Raw genomic sequence first — 19858 nt, 5'->3', positions numbered from 1 at the left:
ATAGAAAGAGGGCGCCGGTTCCGCAACCGGCGCCCTCATTTCGTTTCATCTCACTAGCACTCAGCCGGCGGTCTTGCGCGGCTGGCCCTCTTCCGGAGGGATGATTTCTGCTTCTGGCTCGGCCGCAGCAATGGCCTTGCCGTGGCGACGACGCCAGTCGCCGAGGAAGAGCAGGATCGGTGCTGCGATGAAGACCGACGACGCGCCGGCAACGAGAATGCCGAAGACCATCGGGATCGCGAAGCTTGAGACCGCGCTGCCGCCCCAGATCGCCATCGGCAGCAAGGCAAGAAACGCCGTCGCGTTGGTGTAGAGGCTTCGTGCGAGCGTCTCGTTGATCGACCGGTCGATGATCTCGCGCAGCGGCATCGACTTGTAGAGGCGCATGTTTTCACGCATGCGGTCATAGACCACGACCTTGTCGTTCACCGAATAGCCGACGAGCGTCAGGATGGCTGCGATGGCTGTCAGGTTGAAGTCGAGGCCGGTCAGCGCGAAGAAACCGATCGCCTTGGTCACGTCGAGGATAAGCGTGACGATAGCGCCGACAGCGAATGGCCATTCGAAGCGATACCAGATGTAGAAAAGCATCGCCAAGCTTGCGATGACGACCGACAGAATGCCGGCCCAGGCGAGCTCGCCGCTGACCTTCGGACCGATGACATCGGTGCCGGTAACGGTTGCCGACGGGTCGATCTTGACGATCTCGGCCTTCAGCTTTTCAACGGCTGCCGTCTGGGCTTCTTCCCCACCTTCCTGACGCTGCGCACGCACCGCCATGGTGTTGTTGTCGCCGTAGGTCTGGAGGGAGACTTCGCCGAGGCCAAGGCTGTTCAAGCCTTCGCGGAAGCGGCCGAGATCGGCGGCCTCCTGCGTCTTGACCGACATCTGGATCCCGCCGCGGAAGTCGACGCCGTAGTTGAGACCCGGATGGATGAAGAGGACGACCGAGGCGATCGACAGAAGCGCCGAGACCGTCACGCCGAAGAAGCGAGCCTTCATGAACTGGATATGGCGGCCGTAAGGGTTGAACATCATCGGGATCATCGGCTTGATGTTCAGGACCTTCAGCTTACGACGGCGTGTGATCTCGATCATCGTGACGCGAACAAAGGCGACAGACGTGAACATCGAGATGATCAGGCCAAGCGCCATGGTCACAGCGAAGCCACGGACCGGGCCGGTGCCGAACCAGAACAGGATGGCCGCTGCGATCAGCGCCGTCATGTTGCCGTCGATAATCGTCGAATAAGCGCGGCGGAAGCCGGTATCGATGGCAGCGAACGCGCTCTTGCCCTTGCGCGTCTCTTCGCGGATGCGCTCGTTGATGAGAACGTTCGCGTCGACCGCAAGACCGATACCGAGGACGACACCCGCGATACCTGGCAGCGTCAGCGTTGCTCCGACAAGCGTCAGGGCCGAGAAGGTCAGGATCGTGTGGATGAGTAGCGCGAAGTTCGCGAGGAAGCCCCACGTGCCATACAGGATGAAAATGAAGGCTGCGACAAGCGCGAAGCCGACGAGACCCGAATAGATACCCATGCGGATAGCGTCCGCGCCGAGGTCGGCACCGACGGTGCGTTCTTCGATGACGGTCAGCTTGGCAGGCAGGGCGCCGGCGCGCAGCATGGCGGCGAGCGTTGTTGCGCTGTCAGCCGAGAAGTTGCCCGAAATCTGGCCGGAGCCGCCGGTGATCGGTTCGCGGATGACAGGTGCGCTCAGCACCTTGTCGTCGAGAACGATGGCGAACGGATTGCCGACGTTCTGACGGGTGATGTCGGCGAATCGGGTTGCGCCGGCGCTGTCGAAGCGGAAGCTGACGACGGGCTCATGCGTATTCGGATCGAAGCTGACGCGCGCATCCGAAAGACGGTCACCCGAAATCTCGACGCGGTCGAGAACTGCAAAGCTGTTGCCCTGCTCATCCTTCAGCATCGTCACGCCCGGTCCCGGAGCGTTGTTCGGAGAAAGCATGTGGAAGGACATCTTCGCGGTCGAGCCGAGAAGCTGGCGAAGGCGAGACGGGTCCTGTGCGCCCGGGAGCTGCACGAGCACGCGGTTTCCGCCGATGCGCTGGATCGTCGGTTCGGCGACGCCGACCTGGTCGACGCGCTGGCGAATGACTTCAAGGCTCTGCTGGACCGCGGAATCGACATTGGCTGCAATGCCGGCCGGCGAGAAGGCGACGAGGATATTGCTGCCGCTGGTCGTAACCGAGAGATCGGACTGGCCGGCGCTGAGGCCGGTGGCAATCGCATTGCCGAGCGTCTTCAGCTGTGTGACCGCATCGTCCGTCTGTGCCGTATCCGTCAGGGTCACGACGATCTGGTTCTGATTGCGAACGACTGATTTCGTCTGGATGTTCTTCTCGCGAAGGACGCGGCGGGCATCCTGCAGGAGCGACTGCAGGCGCTCGCGGGTCAGGTCCGCTTCGTCAACTTCGAGAACGAGGTGCGAGCCCCCGCGAAGGTCGAGACCGAGCGAAACCTGGTTATGCGGCAGCCACGAGGGCAGACGCGCGAGGGTGGATTGCGGCAGTGCGTTCGGCAGAGCGATCAGAATGCCGAGGAAAATGATCACCGTATAGGTGAACACCAGCCATGGTGAATTACGCATGTTGTTGTTTATCCTTGATAACGCTTGAGCCTGCGCTCCTCGCGCTGGCGGCGTGTCTTGAAAGCAATGGAAAGCGCCGGACCGGCGCGCATTCATGCCGAGGCCGCAGGCGGGCCGTGCGAGTCGTAAGCCCTCGCATCGGCGGCGCGAAGCGCGGGATGGAAGGTTGCGAGGGGCTGCTCACCGCCAAGGCGGAGCTCGATATCAGGCGTCGCGCCAATGGCTGCTGCGCCGGGGTCGTAAGGGACATGTTTGGGAGCCGCCTTGCGCTCGGCGGTCAAAATGCCGCGGACGGTATCGCGAGCGCTCAGCTGCAGCGGCTGGCCGTCCTTGGCGGACGAGGAGACCGAGTTCGCACCGCGGCTGGGGACGATGACCAGATTGCCGCCGAACAGAAGGCCAAGATAGGCGAAGACGGCAATGACCAGCGAGATCGCAACACGACTGCCCATGCGGCGTGCGTCGAGCCTCATCTCGTGATCATCTGGATTTTCAACCTCGTACCGGCTCAACGGCGCAAAAGTCTCTCATTCTTTATCGGGAGAAGGCGTGTCCTCGACTGCAATTGTAGCAGTGTCGGCCTCATCTTCATAGCGCACACTGTCATGATGCACTTGGGCGAGCCGGTCAACCATGCCCATGGCGATTTCGCGTTCGCCCATGATAACAGTGTCTGCACCGTACTCCAGCAATTCATCCACTTCGGCGTCGGAATGCGCGCGGGCGACGATCAGGAGCGAAGGGTTGATGGTGCGCCCTTGGTCGGCAACCCTGCACGCCTCGAATGCGTTGGGGATGGCGATGACGAGACTGCGGGCGCCGGCGATGTTTGCGAGGTCGAGCAGCTCGCGCGAGGCGGCATTGCCGCTGATCGCTTCGATCCCCTGATCCCGCAGTTCGCCGATGCGGTTGCTCGAGTCCTCGATGACAAGGAAGGGCGTGCCCGATGATTTGAGGTTTTGACCGACGATGCTGCCGACACGGCCGTAACCGACAATGATTGCATGCCCGCGAAGCGCCGTCGGCTGCCTGTTCTCCTCTTCCTCTGGCTCGGGCTCTTTAGCCGGCTCTGGCACATTCGTCGCTATCGGCTCTTCGCGCTTTGTCCGCTCCAGCACGCGGCGCAACCGATCGCAGGCGTAGAACAGCAGAGGGTTGAGGATGATCGAGATCAGCGCGCCGGCAAGGATGAGGTCGCGCCCCTCCTCGGGCAGCAGACCGAGCGAGACGCCGAGTGCGGCCAGGATGAAGGAGAATTCGCCGATCTGCCCAAGGCTCGCCGAAATCGTCAGCGCCGTGCCGACAGGTTTGCGGAACAGTCGTACGATCAGGAAGGCGGCGATCGACTTGCCGACCACGATAATGAGAACGGTGGCCAACACTGGCAGCGGTTTATCGATCAGGATGTTCGGATCGAACAGCATGCCGACCGAGACGAAGAAGAGGACCGTGAAGGCATCGCGGAGCGGCAAGCTTTCCTGGGCGGCGCGCTGGCTGAGTTCGCTCTCGGCCAGAACCATGCCGGCAAAGAAGGCGCCGAGCGCCAGCGACACGCCAAACAGCTTCGAGGCACCGAAGGCAACGCCGAGCGCGATCGCAAGCACGCCGAGGCGGAACAGTTCGCGGGATCCAGTGTGCGCGATGCGGTGCATCGTCCAGGGAATGAGGCGACCCCCGAAAACCAGCATCACCCCGACGAATATCACGACCTTGACCAGGGTCATGACGATGATGCCGCCCATGCCAAGGTCGAGGCCGAGGAGCCGGCTGATCGCGGCTGAAAGCGGCTCTGCCGTCGCATGCTCTCCACCGCCGATGCTGGCGGCTGCCGGGATCAGAACGAGCGCCAGGACCATTGCGAGGTCCTCGACGATCAACCAACCGACCGCGATCCTGCCGCGATCGCTATCGATCAGCCGTCGCTCCTGCAGTGCCTTCAAGAGGACGACTGTCGAAGCGACGGAAAGAGCGAGTCCGAAGACAAGGCTCCCTCCCGTCGGCCATCCCATGAGCGCCCCCAGTCCCCAGCCGAGTAGCGTGGCAAATCCAATCTGCACGATGGCGCCGGGTACCGCAATGCCGCGAACGGAGAGGAGGTCTTTCAGGGAGAAGTGCAGTCCGACGCCGAACATCAGCAGGATGACGCCGATCTCGGCCAGTTCAGGCGCAAGGCTTTGGTCGGCAACAAAGCCCGGCGTATGCGGGCCGGCGAGAACGCCTGCGACGAGATAGCCGACCAGAGGCGGCATTCGGAGCCTGTGGGCGAGCGTGCCGAGAATGAACGCAAGCACGAGGCCTCCGACGATTGTCGAAATCAAAGGCGTATCGTGCGGCATCATTCTCTCCCGAACTGGAAATCCCGTTTAAAACATGACATATATGGCCTATATCAACCAATATGGGTGGTTTGACATTATGGGTCAAGGTGCAAAGGAAACAATTCTGACCCCGGCATTGTGCCGGGCCGCTCGCGGATTGCTTGGCTGGACGCAGCTCGACCTCGCGGAACAGGCCGCCGTGTCGCGCAGCACCATCCGTGACTACGAAGGAAAGCATCACGATATCCATCGTGCAACCGAGGCGCAGTTGCGTCTCGCCTTCGAGCGAGGGGGCGTCGTGTTTGTGGAGGTGGAGGGGACGGGAACATGCCTTGGCCTCCCGTCTACCCCGAAGTGAGGTCCTATTTGCCGGTCAGGCAGGCCGGCGAAATCCTGTAGGAAAAGATAGTCTTGCCGCGGTAGTAGCCTTCCGTCGGCTGCCAGCTGCGGACCAGCTCAGGCGTTTGGGCGCACTCGACCGGGTGTGTCGTCACAAAAAGCACGTCGTCTGCAACGTCGCTCGGCAGCGCAAAGGTCTGCTCGTAATAGTTGTCAGGCGCGTCGACGGGCGGCTGCGCGTAGATACGGACAGGATCGTTCCTCAGCGTGTGGAACATGTCCGCCAGGAGATCGCGGCTGTCGCTGACAATGATCGAGGTGCCGGACTGCCGCGCCAGCTCGCCAGCCTCGCGGCTGATCGCGCTACGGCCGAGATAGCGCTTCATGATCTCGCTGCCGTTCGGCAGCACCAGCTGGTGCGCAAAGATCGCGGCAAGAGGAAACAGAAAACTCGCCGTGCCATTTATGGCAAGCGACAGGCGCAGGCCCTTGGGCCAGAGGCGGTCAAGCAACCACACGGCAAGGATCGTTCCCGCGATATAGGCCGTCACGCCCCAGTTGGCATAAGCCTTGGCCACCAGCGCCTGGAAGGTGATCAGCACAACGACAGGGATAGACAGCCAGATCAGCAGCTTTTCCCTAGGCTCGCTCTTGCCCTTGAGTGCGCGGACAACGGCCCAGAGCATCGCGGAGAATACGATCGGCCCGACGACGCCGAATTGCGCCGCGAAGAATTCCAGGCCGCCGGCCACATTGACGCCGAGCTTGCTCCAATGCGCGATGTTGGTGGTGTGACGGACCGTTGTTCCGTCATGGGCAAGATTCCACCAGAGATTTGGCGCAGCAACGACAAGCGCAACGATGACGGCTGTGAAAAAATCGCGCCAGGCGATGCGTGCGCTCGGAAGCAGAATGAGCGCGATCAACCCGCCGGGAACGACAAAGAGGATCGCGTATTTCGAGAGGAAGGCGCAGCCGACGGCAAATCCCATGAGGATGGAGAGGCCGACGGAACGCTTCTCGGTCAGGCCGAAATAGGCCCATAGTGCCATCGTCAGGAAAAAGAGAAGCACGACATCGGTCGAGAAGAACACAGATGACAGGGCAACGCCGGGCAGGGTGATGAAGGTCGCGCCGGTCCACCCTTCAATCCTCGGTCCGACAAAGCGGTTGGCCGTCTTCATCAGCATGATCGCGGTCGCCATGTAGATCAGCGGTCCGCTCACCCTGATCCAGTAGATCGACGTCGATCCTGCAAGCTCCGTCATGGCTCGAATGACCCAGGCGATCATCGGCGGCTTCGAGTAGTAGCCGAAATCGAGATTCTGCGACCAGAACCAGTATTGCGCCTCGTCGACGAACAGATCGGTCGTGTCGAAATGGAGGGTGATGACTCGCCAGAGCGTCACGCCAAGAACGATGAGGAGACCAAGTCTGGCAGACATGAATGCAATTCCCGCTGAACTCAAATACCGCAGTAAAGCCAAAGATTAACGCACCGGCATGCCGGTGCGTTTGACCACTCGTTACAATCTGGTTGTGGAATTTTAAAGGACGCGCAGGGCAACCTGACTGCGGGTCGCTTCGATACGGTCAAGCAGCGCAACGGCTGCGAGAACAGCGGTCGAAAGAACGCACGACCCCAATCCGAAAACAATCATTGCCCAATCCTTCTGACGTCATGTCACGGTTATTTCTGGGCATATACCACAAAGCTTGCCTAGGACTGTAGCAGCGCCGCAACGCAAGCCCAGTAATTCATAGATGGTTATTGGGGCCTGCTGGAAAGTCGACATTCATAAAATACGCATTAACCTTCAGGCAAGGAATTAACCATAAACATTGCATGACACGTCGGAATGGGAAAACTTACTCGTTCCCACCAGGCATGACGCCGCACCGCCGTACCGGTCGATCCGGAATCCATCTCATCAAGCAGCTCCGAAGCAGAATCGACTGATCGGGAGGCTTCACGCCGCTGGCTGCAGCCGAGGCAAGCCACCAATCAGCAGCGTGCACGCTGCGCGGAGCAATAGTTTAATGACGGGCAAGCGCCCGGCATGTGGTTGGGGACAGGTGTTGGGGCAGGAAATGCCATCAGATCAGGCTCGAGGAGCGCAGGCAGGCAGCTTGCGTGAGAGGCTGCGCTTTGCCGGTCTCGACGCCGAACACTGTGATTTGGTCCGGCGCCACCGTCTCGACCTTCAGCAGCATCTGACCGCCGGTCTGCGTGACCTTTTTCAGCGTTTTCAATCGTTTCCAGACGCGGCGCGGAATTTCGAGAGCGAACGTCAGGTCGAGCGCCTCCACGACCTGCAGGCCTCCCACTGGGATGTTCTGACCGATGCGCGCTTTGACAGCCTTTATGCCGAGCGTGTGAAGGTTCTGTCTGATTCCGAAAGCAAGATGGGTCTCGACCCGCGCTGGCATGTCGCGGGTCATGGCGTTGTTCTCGAGCATATCATCGGCGGCCTCGCAACCGAGTTGGCCGGTCGCTCCTTCCTGCCGAGCAGCCGTCGTCGGGCCAAGGAAATCTCCGACCTCATGTCGGCGATCATTCGCCTCGTGATGGTGGATGTCGAGATTGCCGTATCCTTGCGTTTCAATGCCTTGCGGGCCACCCAGCAGCGTGCGCTTGCCGATCAGCGCGCCAGTGACAAGGCGGACGTCGCACGCGTATTCGCCGATGTTATCAATGGCCTTGCCACGCGCGACCTCACGGTTCGTGCGACCATCGAGGAAGACGGCGCCCATCGGGATATCGCGCAGGCGCTCAACGGTGCGCTCGATGCAGTCCAGGCCGAATTTCAGGCGATCGCCGAAAAGACGGCGGTTGCCGGAACCTCCGTCCAGACGCTTGGCGATGCGTCGAAGCAATTCGCCGGAAACGCGTCCGTTCATGCCCAGCAGTTGCTCTCCTCTGCAGCTGCGCTTGCCGATCTGTCGGAAAGCGTTCGCCACGGCGCCGCGGGTAGCCGGGCTGCCGAGCAGGCGGCGGCCACGACCCGCGCCGCGGCCGAAGAAAGCGGCCAGGTTGTCGGGCGCGCGATTGCTGCGATGGCGGAGATCGAACAGTCTGCCGAGCGGATCGGACAAATCATCGGCGCAATCGACGAGATTGCTTTCCAAACCAATCTGCTGGCGCTGAATGCTGGCATCGAAGCCGCGCGCGCCGGCGATTCCGGACGTGGTTTTGCCGTGGTCGCGCAGGAAGTACGTGCGCTAGCGCAACGCTCGGCGGACGCGGCGCGCGAGATAAAGACGCTAGTGAGCACCACCAAGTCGCAGGTGGATGCCGGCGTCCAGATGGTTGGACGTACGCAGGATTCGATTGGCAGCATCGTTCGCCAGGTCAGTGAGATCAACACGGCGATCGCGATGGTCGCTAATCAGGCCAGCGAACACGCTGCGAACCTCGATATCGTGACAGCTGACGTGAAGGGCCTCGGCGCCCAGATGACCGATAACGCGGCTTCCGCATCGCGTTCAGCCGAAGGCGCCGACTACCTGCACAGTGTCATCGTCGAACTCGGCCAAACAATCCGCGAGTTTCGTATTGCCCGGCAGAACGCCGAGCCCGCGCGCCCCCCGCCGGTGTTCTCCCCGGCGATCGGCATCAGGCGGACCGCCGATGTCGTGGCTGACGACGAGGACTTCGGATTTGTGCAGCCGGTCGCCTCGGCCGGAGGGCGGATTGTTTACTAACGGACCGGTATATGAGGAGACAAGGAAGAGCTGATGGCGGCAAGGAAAACTGGGAAAACGCTGAACCTGTCAGCGGTGCTTGATCTGAACGAAGCAACCATGCTTCGCGACAAGCTCGTCTCGTTGCGCGGCAATGATCTGGCCATCGACGCGTCCGCGGTCGAACGCGTCGGAGCCCTGAGCGCGCAGGTCCTGATGGCAGCCGCCAAGACCTGGGACCAGGACAAGCTCGCCTTCACGTTCAGCAAGGTTTCGGACGCATTTCAGAAAACCATGCAGCTGATTGGTGTCGATATCCATCTGCTCGCCAAGGAGATCCGGCAATGAAGAAAAAAGTGCTTACCGTGGATGATTCACGGACCATAAGGAACATGCTTCTCGTGACCCTCAACAATGCGGGCTTCGAGACGATCCAGGCTGAAGACGGCGTCGAGGGCCTCGAGGTTCTGGAAGAATCCAATCCTGATGTCATCGTCACCGACATCAACATGCCGCGCCTTGACGGTTTCGGCTTTATCGAGGGCGTTCGCCGCAACGACAAGTATCGTGCGATCCCGATCCTGGTCCTGACGACCGAAAGCGATGCGGAAAAGAAGAACCGCGCGCGCCAGGCCGGCGCCACCGGCTGGATCGTCAAGCCTTTCGACCCTGCCAAGCTGATCGATGCCATTGAGCGTGTAACCGCTTAAACCCAGGATTTTCTCCTATGGATATGAACGAAATCAAAGAGATCTTCTTCCAGGAGTGCGAGGAGCAGCTCGCCGAACTGGAATCCGGTCTTCTGAAAATGAATGATGGCGATCGCGATCCGGAAACCGTCAATGCGGTGTTCCGTGCCGTCCATTCGATCAAGGGTGGCGCTGGCGCCTTCGGTCTGGATGATCTCGTCGCTTTCGCGCATGTCTTCGAGACCACACTTGATTGCGTTCGTTCCAACAAGCTTGAGCCGACACAGGATGTCCTGAAGGTCATGTTGAAGTCGGCTGACGTGCTGGCCGACCTGACCAATGCCGCCCGCGACGGCGGCAGCGTTGATGAAAGCCGCAGCCGCGGTCTGGTGAAGGAACTGGAAGCGCTCGCCAACGGCGAGCTGCCTACCCCGTCCGCTGGCGTGGAAGCTCCGGTGGCTAAGCCAGCGCCTGTCGCCGCCACTCCGGCCCCCAAGCCGACCGATGACAGCGGCTTCCAGCCGATCCCCTTCTCCTTCGACGATTTCAGCGGCGAGGAAGAGGTCGGCTCCGATCTGCCGACTTACGAAATCACCTTCAAGCCGCGTTCGGACCTCTATTCCAAAGGCAACGACGCGACCTTGCTGCTGCGCGATCTCTCCCGCCTCGGCGAGATGAGCGTCTACTGCAACATGGATGCGCTGCCGGGTCTCGACGAGCTCGATGCGGAAGCTGCCTACTTCTATTGGAACATCACGCTCAAGACAGACAAGGGCGAAGATGCGATCCGCACGGTCTTCGAATTTGCCGAGTGGGATTGCGACCTGCAGATCACCGCAGGCGAGGAAAAGGTGACTGCCCCCGACGCCGAAGAACTGCCGATGATCCCAGTGCCCTTCGACCTGTCGATCCTCGATGATGGCGCGACCGAGGCACCGGCCGAGCAGCCGAAGGCCGACGTGGCCGCTGCGGTTACTGCCGCCGAGACTGCTTCCAACGTCACGCAGATGGCCGCCGCCGCTGCTCGTGTCGAGAAGAAGGAATCGGCTGCCGCCGCTGCCGCAAGTGCAGCTGTCGCCGCCCAGAACAACGCCGCTGCCGGCGCTGGTCAGACCATCCGCGTCGATCTCGACCGCGTCGATCGCCTGATCAACCTCGTCGGCGAGCTCGTCATCAACCAGGCGATGCTTTCGCAGAGCGTCATCGAAAACGACACGACCGGAACGTCATCCATCAACATGGGCCTCGAGGAGCTGCAGCAGCTCACCCGCGAGATCCAGGATTCGGTCATGGCGATCCGCGCCCAGCCGGTAAAGCCGGTCTTCCAGCGCATGTCGCGCATCGTTCGCGAAATCGCCGACATGACGGGCAAGACGATTCGCCTGATCACCGAAGGTGAAAACACCGAAGTCGACAAGACGGTCATCGACAAGCTGGCCGAGCCGCTGACGCACATGATCCGCAACGCCGTTGACCACGGTATCGAAACGCCCGAAAAGCGCGCCGCCGCCGGCAAGAACGTCGAAGGCACGGTTCGCCTGACGGCGAAGCACCGCTCCGGCCGCATCCTGATCGAGCTCGCCGATGACGGCGCCGGCATCAACCGCGAGAAGGTCAAGCAGAAGGCCATCGCCAACGAGCTGATCCCGGCTGACGCCAACCTGACCGACGAAGAAATCGACAACCTGATCTTCTTGCCGGGCTTCTCCACCGCCGACAAGATTTCCGACATTTCCGGTCGCGGCGTCGGCATGGACGTCGTCAAGCGCTCGATTCAGGCGCTCGGCGGCCGCATCAACATCACCTCGAAGCCTGGGCAGGGCTCCGTCTTCACGATGAGCCTGCCGCTGACCCTTGCCGTTCTCGACGGCATGGTCGTCACGGTTGCCGGCCAGACGCTGGTTGTCCCGTTGACGGCGATCGTTGAGACGCTGCAACCGGAAGCCGCCGCGATTCATTCCTTTGGTGCAAACCATCGCCTGATCTCGATCCGTAACAGCTTCTGCCCGCTGGTCGATGTCGGTCGCATCCTGAACTTCCGTGCCACGCAGGCTAATCCTGTCGAAGGAGTCGCTCTTCTCGTCGAATCGGAAGGCGGCGGTCAGCGCGCGCTCATGGTCGATGCGATCCAGGGGCAGCGCCAGGTCGTCATCAAGAGCCTTGAGGCGAACTACACGCACGTTCCGGGTATCGCTGCGGCGACCATCCTCGGCGACGGTCGCGTGGCTCTCATCCTGGATGTCGACGCGGTCGTGGGAGCTTCCCGCGGTCAGGCGTTGAGGCAGGAAGTGTCGCTGGCAGCTGTGGGGTAAGCTATGTCGTATGCCGTAAAAAGTCTGAAGGATGGGGACCGCGAGTTGATCGCGTTCCGCATCGGGGATCAGGAATTTTGCGTGAATGTCATGTCGGTGCGCGAGATCCGCGGATGGACGCCGGCAACGGCGATGCCGCACTCGCCCGGCTATATGAAGGGCGTCATCAATTTGCGCGGTGCGGTGCTGCCGATTATCGATCTGTCGGCTCGCCTCGGCATGCCGGCGACTGTGCCGACGGCGCGACACGTCATCATCGTAGCGCAGGTGCACCGCAAGGTCGTCGGTCTGTTGGTCGATGCCGTGTCCGACATTCTGACCGTCACTGAAGACAATGTGCAGCCGACACCGGAAATCGCATCTGAGCTGCAACGTCAGTTCGCGCGCGGCATCCTGGCGATCGACAAACGCATGATCTGCCTGCTCGAGCTCGAAGCCATTTTCCCCGAAACGGAAAGCGAAGCCGCATGAATGTTCTGAGTGCAAAAGACATGCGGCAGGGAAACCCTGACGAGGTGTTGGCAAGCGGAGAGTACCCGCTGACGCGCCGCGACCTCACGGAAATCGCTGCGATGATCTACTCGGATGCAGGCATCTTCCTGAACGAGACCAAGGCCTCGCTGGTCTACTCGCGGCTGTCGAAGCATATCCGCAATCTGGGCCTTTCCGGATTTCGGGAGTATTGCGCGCTCGTTTCTTCACCGGCGGGTGCGGCGCCGCGCCGCGAGATGCTGTCGCATCTGACGACGAACTTCACGCGCTTCTTCCGCGAGAACCACCACTTCGAGCACCTTCGGGACCATGTGCTGCCAGAACTGCTGCATCGCGCGAAGATGGGCGGTCGGGTTCGTATCTGGTCGGCTGCCTCGTCGGATGGCCAGGAACCCTATTCCATCGCGCTCACCGTCCTGTCGATGATGCCCAACGTCGCCGACTACGATTTCAAGATCCTGGCGACCGATATCGATCCGAAGATTCTGGCGATCGCCCGTGCCGGTGCCTATGACGAGAGCGCGCTCGAAACCGTGTCGCCCGCCATGCGCAAGCAGTGGTTCAGCGAGGTCGAGGTCCAGGGGCGGCGCAAGTTCCAGGTCGACGACCGCGTCAAGCGTCTGATCACCTACAACGAGCTGAACCTGATGGCGCAGTGGCCGTTCAAGGGCAAGTTCGACGTCATCTTCTGTCGGAATGTGGTGATCTACTTCGACGAGCCGACGCAGATGAAGATCTGGTCACGCTTTGCCGAATTGCTGCCTGAGGGCGGCCATCTCTATATCGGCCATTCCGAACGCGTCTCCGGCGACGCCAAGCATGTCTTCGACAATATCGGCATCACCACCTATCGCTACACGACCAAGGGCGTTGGGAGGAAGGCATGAGCGCACCGGCCAAGGTTCTCGTCGTCGACGACTCCGCCACGATGCGCGGCCTGATTACCGCTGTTCTCAGCGCCGATCCCGAGGTCAGCGTCATCGGTCAGGCAGGCGATGCGCTTGAGGCCCGCGAGGCGATCAAGAAGCTCAATCCTGATGTCGTAACGCTCGATATCGAGATGCCGAACATGAACGGTCTCGACTTCCTCGAGAAGATCATGCGGCTCCGCCCGATGCCTGTCATCATGGTCTCGACGTTGACCCATCGCGGCGCCGATGCCTCTCTGGCGGCGCTTGAGATCGGCGCGTTCGACTGCGTCGGCAAGCCGCTCCCGGGCGATGCGCGTCCCTTTGGAGATCTTGCCGAGAAGGTGAAGGCTGCCGCCCGCTCGCAGCGACGCCAGTACGCTCAGCCGGCTCCGGTTGCTCCGCCACCTGCTGTCGCTGACTTCCGCGTCGGCCGCAAGATCGTCGCGATCGGTTCGTCGACCGGCGGCGTCGAGGCGTTGATTGCGGTGCTGCAGAAGTTCCCGGCAAACTGCCCGCCGACGGTTATCACGCAGCACATGCCGCCGACCTTCACCAAGAGCTTCGCGGAACGCCTCAACCGGCTTTGCGCGCCCGTCGTGCAGGAAGCGACCGACGGTGCGCGCCTGGAGATCGGGAAAATCTATCTTGCACCAGGCGGCGAGCGCCACCTGCAGGTTGCCAACGTCCATGCGCCATGCTGCCGCCTCATCGAACGCGATCCGGTGAACGGTCACCGGCCATCCGTCGACGTGCTGTTTGACTCGGTTGCCGAACTGGCAGGCCGCAACGCGGTCGGTGTGATCTTGACCGGCATGGGACGCGACGGTGCCGCCGGCCTCTTGAAGATGCGCCACGCCGGCGCGCGTACGCTCGGCCAGAACGAAAAGACCTCAGTGGTCTACGGCATGCCGAGGGTTGCCTACGAGCTCGGCGCCGTCGAGCAGCAACTGCCCCTCAATGCCATCGGCGAAGAAATTTTGAAAATGACAGCCGCCCGAAAGGAAGGAACTGACTAATGTCTATCGCAGAGAAAATCAAAGTTCTGATCGTCGACGATCAGGTCACGAGCCGTCTGCTGCTCAGCGACGCTCTGACCCAGCTCGGCTTCAAGCAGATTACGGCCGCCGGCGATGGTGAGCAGGGCTTGAAGATCATGACCCAGCAGCCGCATCATCTTGTCATCTCCGATTTCAACATGCCGAAGATGGATGGCCTCGGCTTCCTGCAGGCTGTTCGCGCCAACCCGGCGACGAAGAAAGCCGCCTTCATCATCCTGACGGCGCAGGGTGACCGCGCACTCGTGACGAAAGCGGCCCAGCTTGGTGCCAACAACGTTCTCGCCAAGCCCTTCACGATCGAGAAGATGAAGGCGGCTATCGAGGCCGTATTTGGAGCATTGAAATGAACCTCGATGTTGCGGCCCGCCGCGTTCATATCATCCAGGGCGAATGGAAGGTCCTGAATGATCCGAGCGCGGTACTGACGACCATCCTTGGCTCGTGTGTGGCTGCATGCCTGCGAGATCCCGTGGCAGGCGTTGGAGGAATGAATCACTTCCTTCTGCCAGGGACAGGAAATATGCCGATGACGGGCGCAGACGCCACGCGATATGGCGTCCACCTGATGGAATTGCTGATCAACGGTCTACTGAAGCAAGGGGCGCGTCGCGACCGCCTGGAGGCCAAGATCTTCGGCGGGGCGAAGACGATCTCGACATTCTCGAATGTCGGCGAACAGAACGCCGCCTTTGCGGTGCAGTTCCTGAAGGATGAAGGCATACCGGTCGTCGGCTCCAGCACCGGCGGGGAGCACGGGCGCAAGCTCGAGTACTGGCCGGTCTCGGGACGCGCCCGGCAGTATCCGCTCACCGGTGCGGAAACGCAGAGAACCGTTGCGCTTGAGCAGCGTCCGGTCGCTCCGCAGAAACCCGTCGAAAACAGCATCGAATTCTTCTGAGGGCAAGGACCTTACTAATGACTGTGAATGCCATGACAGAGCAGCCGTCGCCCGCCGAAGCCCTGCCTGATGTCCTGATGCGTATCGTCGCGGAGTTGCACGACGTCGCGTACCTGATCGAGCGCATCGAACCACAGCTCCTCGACGTCGGGGGCGGCGAACTGCTGAACTCGCCGGAAAGCATGAAGGCGATGCAGGGAATTGATCTTGCCGTGCAGAAGACGCGCGGTCTTGCCGAGTTCATAGATACCATCACGGGCGAGATTCCGCAGGACTGGTCTGTCGATGTCGCAACGGCCCTGAGCCTGGTGAAGCTCAGTGAAATGCAGCGCGCTCTGAGCGGGGCGGCGCGCTATAGCAGTGTTCAGCCGCTGGCGAAGGCAGCCGGAGACTTCGACTTCTTCTGATCCGGCCTGCTCGCACCCTCCGAAACGTTCGCACAAGTTTCGGCACCTATTGTCCACATGAGGCAACAAGCCTGCTTTGTCTGGATGGTCGTGCGAGAACAGAATGAATCTGTTAAATCAATTAGTTCAAATTTTTAAGAACTTCAGTTCGCTAGGACGGAATCGCTTGCTGGCGTTGGCCGGCGTGGGTGTCGTTTCCGTGGTACTCATCCTGGCGGCGGCCTTTTTGGTCAATAAGCCGGCCCAGGAAACGCTTTATGTCGGGCTTGATACGCCCGATCTGAACCAGATCAGCATTGCGCTCGCCGAGGCAAATATCGGTTTCCAGGTCGGAACGGATGGCTCCAGCATCACAGTTCCCGCCGGTATGACCGGCAAGGCGCGTCTCCTGCTCGCCGAGCGCGGCCTCCCGAACAGCGCCAACGCCGGCTATGAACTCTTTGACAACGTGGGCTCTCTCGGCCTGACGTCGTTCATGCAGGAAGTCACCCGGGTTCGCGCGCTCGAAGGTGAAATTGGCCGCACGATCCAGTCGATCTCCGGCATTACGGCAGCACGCGTCCATATTGTCATGCCCGAGGTCGGCAACTTCCGCAAAGCCGAACAGAAGCCGACCGCTTCCGTCATGATTCGCGCAAGTGTCGCGGCCGGCCGCACCGCGGCGACTTCGATCCGCCACCTTGTTGCGTCTGCCGTTCCCGGCCTCGATGTCGCCGATGTTACCATCCTCGACTCCGCAGGCCAGTTGCTCGCTTCGGGCGACGAGGCCAGCAACAGCTCGCTGAACCGTTCTCTGAACATCGTCCAGAACGTCCAGGGCGAAGTTGAAACCAACATCGACAAGGCACTCGCGCCCTTCCTCGGCATGGATAACTTCCGCTCCAGCGTCACCGCGGAATTGAATACCGATAGCCAGCAGATCCAGGAAACTGTCTACGATCCGGAATCGAAGGTCGAGCGCTCGATCCGCACGACCAAGGAAGCCTCTCAGTCGCTGCAGAAGCAGTCCGACAACGCGACGACGGTCGAGCAGAACATCCCGCAGGCGGCACCGGACTCGGGCGGACCCAACGGTCCCGAATCGCAAGACAAGTCCGACAAGAAAGAAGAGCAGACCAACTACGAGATCAACAGCAAGACCACTGCCACGACGCGCAACGGCTACAAGATCGAAAAGCTCTCCGTTGCAGTCGTCGTTAACAAGGGGCGCATTGCTCAGATGGTCGGCGAGCCGGCGGACCAGGCAAAGATCGATGCCTATCTCGCGGAGATGCAGAAGATCGTGGCATCCGCCGCTGGCATCAACAACAATCGCGGCGACATGGTGACCGTTACGGCCATGGACTTCCTGGAGAACCAGCTTCTCGAGGAAACCGGCGGCGGCGTCCGTGTCATGGATATGCTGAGCCGCAATCTCGCAGGCATCATCAACTCGCTCGCTTTCGTCGCTGTTGCCTTCCTTGTGGTCTGGATGGGCGTCCGCCCGATGATCCGCAGCGTGACCGGCAACGGCGCCGCGGTCATCGGCGACACGTCGCCGGAAAGCGCCGGCCTCGAACTTCCCGATTTCGCTCCGGCGGGTGGCGTGGGCACCGGTGCTGCGCTCATGGATGGCTTCGGTTCGGACTTCGGCTTCGACAGCACTGAGGACCTGCTCAGCCTCGGCGACGACGACGGCAACTTCAATCGTCGCGTCAAGGAAGGCCCGGAACGCAAACTGGCGCGCATGGTCGAGATCAACGAGGAGCGCGCCGCGAAAATCCTCAGAAAATGGGCGGTCGACAACGCCGCGTAATGAAAGGCCGGGCAACCGGCCTTTTTCTTTTGCCCGTCTACTGCACCGCGATCGGCACAGTTTTGCCATCGCTCGGGCGCGCACGCGAAGATTTCTGAGGATAGGCTTGACACAGGGCTGAAATAGCTGCGCGTTTTACGCGAATCGTATTGTCAGGATTCCCCGAATCACTTTAATTTTAGAATTCATTAACAAGCGGAATTTCCGTGCGAATCAACGCACAAAGTGCGGGCGATGTAAATCCCGAGAACTCGGAGATGGCGAAGTTTACCACCTAGTGTAGTGTTGGATGGTTCGCGGAGGGGGCGCAATTTGCTCAAGGGCCGCGGATCGGGTTTCTGTCGTAGTGGTTCGCGGCCGCGGGGTTTTTGCCAATGGATATGCAGATATTGCAGGCTCTGAAGAGCGACACGCAGAAGGCAAACTTCGTTGGCATCGCAGCGACAAACCTGTCTTCGCGTGACGAACTGATCGCGCAGCTCTGTGAGATTTCGAGCACGGGGCGGTTGCAACCCGGCCTGCGCGCCCTGACCGACTATGTCGGCGCCTCGCACTACCTCCTGGCGCGGGCGGATCTGGTTCAGGAAGCGGGGCTCGATTTCGTGGTCTCGTCTGACTGGCCGTTCGATCTTGTCACCAATCTGGCGCATACCTTCGTTGGCGGCTTTGCCCGTGCGACGGAGATCGAAAAGTGTATGCAGCTGTTCCAGCCGCATTTCGCGCTCCTGCCGGATTCCGCGGATGCGCCAGACGGCGCCAGCCGCCAGTACTGTTCGTTGATGTTCAACATCGGACGCTCGCGCCTGGTGCTGATGTTCCTGTTCGATGACGGTTTCATTCTGTCGCAGGAGCGCTTGCGCGACGTGGGGCTCTTGTCCGCCTATTTCACGAGTTTCCTGCAGTGCGGCGCCGCCAAGGCCGACCGGGACTTCGAGCTGACCGATCGCGAACTGGAATGCCTTTTCTGGATCGCCGAGGGCAAAACGAGCGATGAGATTGCGATGATCCTCGGCATCTCTCGCAACACCATCAACAACTACATCACCAGTGTCATGCGAAAGACGGCGACGAAGACTCGTTCCGAGGCCATCGCATTCGCGGTCAGGAACAATCTCGTCTAAGGGGACGGCGTTATGGGGCAGTCGTCCGGTCGATCGATAGGAAATTCGGAAACAATGCGCGGCGTGCGGGTCAGCAAGGTCGCTAGTCGGTCCGACCTGTTTCCGCGTCTCATCGGCATGCAGAAGCTCGCCGACGCCCAGAATTTCGCTGTCTATCGAATCAGCGGTGCCGGCGTCCCGGGAAAGCAGCGTTTGGTCTGCGAACTGGAAAACTGGGGATCGGTGAACAGCGGCTTCAGTGGCGCATTCATCGACGCTCATGGCGAGGCGCTACTTGATCATATCGAGAAGTCGCTTCTTCCAGTCGTATGGGCTGGCGGGCTTGATCGCGCCGCTCCGGGGCCGGCAAGCATTGCACCTTTCATGACGCGCCTGAAGGGCGGCCTGGCTCCCTTTTCCGGCATGGCGTTTCCGGTGCGCCTCGGCGCCGTTGGCAACGGCTTCGTTGTCTTTACGGGCGATGATCTCGAGCCGGCCAGCGATATGATCGTCGAACTGCACGTGAGATCGTGCCAGATCATGATCGACCTGCTTTCGCTCGACGAGCGCCGCGTGGCGGCTGCCGAAGCTCTCAGCGAACGCGAAATTGCCTGCCTGCAGCTTGCTGGAGACGGGCGCATCAGCGAAGAGATTGCAGAGAAGCTTGGTCTCTCGGTGCATACCGTCAACGCCTATCTCGGTTCGGCAACGATCAAGCTGGATTCGGTCAATCGAATCCAGGCGATCGCAAAGGCCATCCGTCTTGGATATATCAGCTGACGAGAAGCCGTGTGGGCTTTAGCCCGCCAAAGCCTGCAATGGTTCGACGTTATAGCGTGCGTCGCGCAGGCTTTGCTCGAGGAAAACAGTGTTTTCGTCGGGATCCGCCGAAGGGTTCTGGAACGCGATGTGGTTGATCTCGATGCCGGCGTGCGCCTCTGCAAGCATCAGCTGCGCATAGATCGTGACGCCGCGCGGCTTGATCTCAAGGTCGATGACCACTTCGGGCTTGCCGCCCCACTCTAGCGTGTAGCTGCCGCCATGGCCGAAATTGACCGTGCCGGGGTGGAAGAAGAGCTCGGCCGCTGACGATACGAGATCGGAAAGATTGCCGTAATACTCGAAGCGCAGAAGAGAGATGAGATCTGAGGCGTCCAGAAGCCGCAATTCCGTGGCAACGGGGCTGATGGCTTCAGCCAGGATTTTTTCACGCTGGGCAGAGTAGGGGCATTTTTTCAT

At 60.8% G+C, this 19858-nt stretch carries 19 protein-coding genes; 14 read left to right on the top strand and 5 right to left on the bottom strand.

Annotation, left to right across the window (positions count from 1 at the left end; genetic code table 11):
• Positions 1 to 60: 60 nt before the first annotated feature.
• The 3 genes from secD to ybaL form a co-directional block, all read right to left on the bottom strand.
• A complete protein-coding gene (gene secD, locus RHIBUN_RS0116115; protein ID WP_025660321.1) occupies positions 61 to 2616 on the bottom strand; it encodes a protein translocase subunit SecD in 2556 nt (851 codons plus the stop codon).
• Positions 2617 to 2708: 92 nt separating this feature from the next.
• Complete coding sequence (locus RHIBUN_RS0116105) at positions 2709 to 3089, bottom strand: hypothetical protein (RefSeq protein ID WP_025660320.1); 381 nt, start codon at positions 3087 to 3089, stop codon at positions 2709 to 2711.
• Between the two features lie 54 nt (positions 3090 to 3143).
• The gene (ybaL, locus tag RHIBUN_RS0116100) at positions 3144 to 4952 is read right to left on the bottom strand and encodes a YbaL family putative K(+) efflux transporter (protein ID WP_025660319.1); all 1809 of its coding nucleotides are present in this window, start codon (positions 4950 to 4952) and stop codon (positions 3144 to 3146) included.
• A gap of 34 nt (positions 4953 to 4986) precedes the next feature.
• Between ybaL and RHIBUN_RS0116095 the strand changes: the two genes are divergently transcribed.
• Positions 4987 to 5292: a helix-turn-helix domain-containing protein gene (locus RHIBUN_RS0116095; protein ID WP_018859710.1), complete on the top strand. Its 306-nt coding sequence runs from the start codon at positions 4987 to 4989 to the stop codon at positions 5290 to 5292.
• 4 nt (positions 5293 to 5296) lie between these two features.
• On the opposite strand, the gene RHIBUN_RS0116090 is transcribed toward RHIBUN_RS0116095, so the two are convergent.
• Positions 5297 to 6718 carry a glycosyltransferase family 39 protein gene (locus RHIBUN_RS0116090; RefSeq protein WP_018859709.1) on the bottom strand — a complete coding sequence of 474 codons (1422 nt, stop codon included), beginning with the start codon at positions 6716 to 6718 and terminating at the stop codon, positions 5297 to 5299.
• A 646-nt stretch (positions 6719 to 7364) separates the two neighbouring features.
• Between RHIBUN_RS0116090 and RHIBUN_RS0116080 the strand changes: the two genes are divergently transcribed.
• The 13 genes from RHIBUN_RS0116080 (at position 7365) to RHIBUN_RS0116015 (ending at position 19399) form a co-directional block, all read left to right on the top strand.
• The gene (locus RHIBUN_RS0116080) at positions 7365 to 8978 is read left to right on the top strand and encodes a globin-coupled sensor protein (protein WP_025660318.1); all 1614 of its coding nucleotides are present in this window, start codon (positions 7365 to 7367) and stop codon (positions 8976 to 8978) included.
• Between the two features lie 33 nt (positions 8979 to 9011).
• Positions 9012 to 9305: an STAS domain-containing protein gene (locus tag RHIBUN_RS0116075; protein ID WP_018859706.1), complete on the top strand. Its 294-nt coding sequence runs from the start codon at positions 9012 to 9014 to the stop codon at positions 9303 to 9305.
• Positions 9302 to 9667 carry a chemotaxis response regulator CheY1 gene (cheY1, locus tag RHIBUN_RS0116070; protein ID WP_007530053.1) on the top strand — a complete coding sequence of 122 codons (366 nt, stop codon included), beginning with the start codon at positions 9302 to 9304 and terminating at the stop codon, positions 9665 to 9667. The genes RHIBUN_RS0116075 and cheY1 overlap by 4 nt, the downstream gene beginning before the upstream one ends.
• 17 nt (positions 9668 to 9684) lie before the next feature.
• Positions 9685 to 11958, top strand: a complete 2274-nt coding sequence (locus RHIBUN_RS0116065) for a chemotaxis protein CheA (RefSeq protein WP_025660317.1) — start codon at positions 9685 to 9687, stop codon at positions 11956 to 11958.
• A gap of 3 nt (positions 11959 to 11961) precedes the next feature.
• Positions 11962 to 12429, top strand: a complete 468-nt coding sequence (locus RHIBUN_RS0116060; protein ID WP_018117028.1) for a chemotaxis protein CheW — start codon at positions 11962 to 11964, stop codon at positions 12427 to 12429.
• Positions 12426 to 13337, top strand: coding sequence for a protein-glutamate O-methyltransferase CheR (gene cheR / locus RHIBUN_RS0116055; protein ID WP_018859704.1), 912 nt, complete (start codon positions 12426 to 12428; stop codon positions 13335 to 13337). The genes RHIBUN_RS0116060 and cheR overlap by 4 nt, the downstream gene beginning before the upstream one ends.
• Positions 13334 to 14377 carry a protein-glutamate O-methylesterase CheB gene (cheB, locus tag RHIBUN_RS0116050; protein ID WP_025660316.1) on the top strand — a complete coding sequence of 348 codons (1044 nt, stop codon included), beginning with the start codon at positions 13334 to 13336 and terminating at the stop codon, positions 14375 to 14377. The genes cheR and cheB overlap by 4 nt, the downstream gene beginning before the upstream one ends.
• Entirely contained in the window at positions 14377 to 14766 is a 390-nt protein-coding gene (locus RHIBUN_RS0116045; RefSeq protein WP_007530058.1) for a response regulator, read from the top strand. The genes cheB and RHIBUN_RS0116045 overlap by 1 nt, the downstream gene beginning before the upstream one ends.
• Positions 14763 to 15317: a chemoreceptor glutamine deamidase CheD gene (gene cheD, locus RHIBUN_RS0116040; protein ID WP_018117031.1), complete on the top strand. Its 555-nt coding sequence runs from the start codon at positions 14763 to 14765 to the stop codon at positions 15315 to 15317. The genes RHIBUN_RS0116045 and cheD overlap by 4 nt, the downstream gene beginning before the upstream one ends.
• A gap of 17 nt (positions 15318 to 15334) precedes the next feature.
• Positions 15335 to 15724 carry a hypothetical protein gene (locus RHIBUN_RS0116035; protein ID WP_025660315.1) on the top strand — a complete coding sequence of 130 codons (390 nt, stop codon included), beginning with the start codon at positions 15335 to 15337 and terminating at the stop codon, positions 15722 to 15724.
• Between the two features lie 103 nt (positions 15725 to 15827).
• Positions 15828 to 17519, top strand: coding sequence for a flagellar basal-body MS-ring/collar protein FliF (gene fliF, locus RHIBUN_RS0116030; protein ID WP_025660314.1), 1692 nt, complete (start codon positions 15828 to 15830; stop codon positions 17517 to 17519).
• Between the two features lie 374 nt (positions 17520 to 17893).
• Positions 17894 to 18640, top strand: coding sequence for a helix-turn-helix transcriptional regulator (locus RHIBUN_RS0116020; RefSeq protein ID WP_018859700.1), 747 nt, complete (start codon positions 17894 to 17896; stop codon positions 18638 to 18640).
• 12 nt (positions 18641 to 18652) lie between these two features.
• Positions 18653 to 19399, top strand: coding sequence for a helix-turn-helix transcriptional regulator (locus tag RHIBUN_RS0116015; RefSeq protein ID WP_025660313.1), 747 nt, complete (start codon positions 18653 to 18655; stop codon positions 19397 to 19399).
• 18 nt (positions 19400 to 19417) lie between these two features.
• On the opposite strand, the gene RHIBUN_RS0116010 is transcribed toward RHIBUN_RS0116015, so the two are convergent.
• The gene (locus RHIBUN_RS0116010) at positions 19418 to 19858 is read right to left on the bottom strand and encodes a hypothetical protein (RefSeq protein WP_018117036.1); all 441 of its coding nucleotides are present in this window, start codon (positions 19856 to 19858) and stop codon (positions 19418 to 19420) included.

Origin of the sequence: Rhizobium sp. IBUN, from assembly GCF_000510625.1 — a bacterium.
In the GTDB taxonomy this organism is placed as follows: domain Bacteria; phylum Pseudomonadota; class Alphaproteobacteria; order Rhizobiales; family Rhizobiaceae; genus Rhizobium; species Rhizobium altiplani.
The sequence above is the reverse complement of the archived record's forward strand: the minus strand, read 5'-3'. Positions and strand labels throughout refer to the sequence as shown.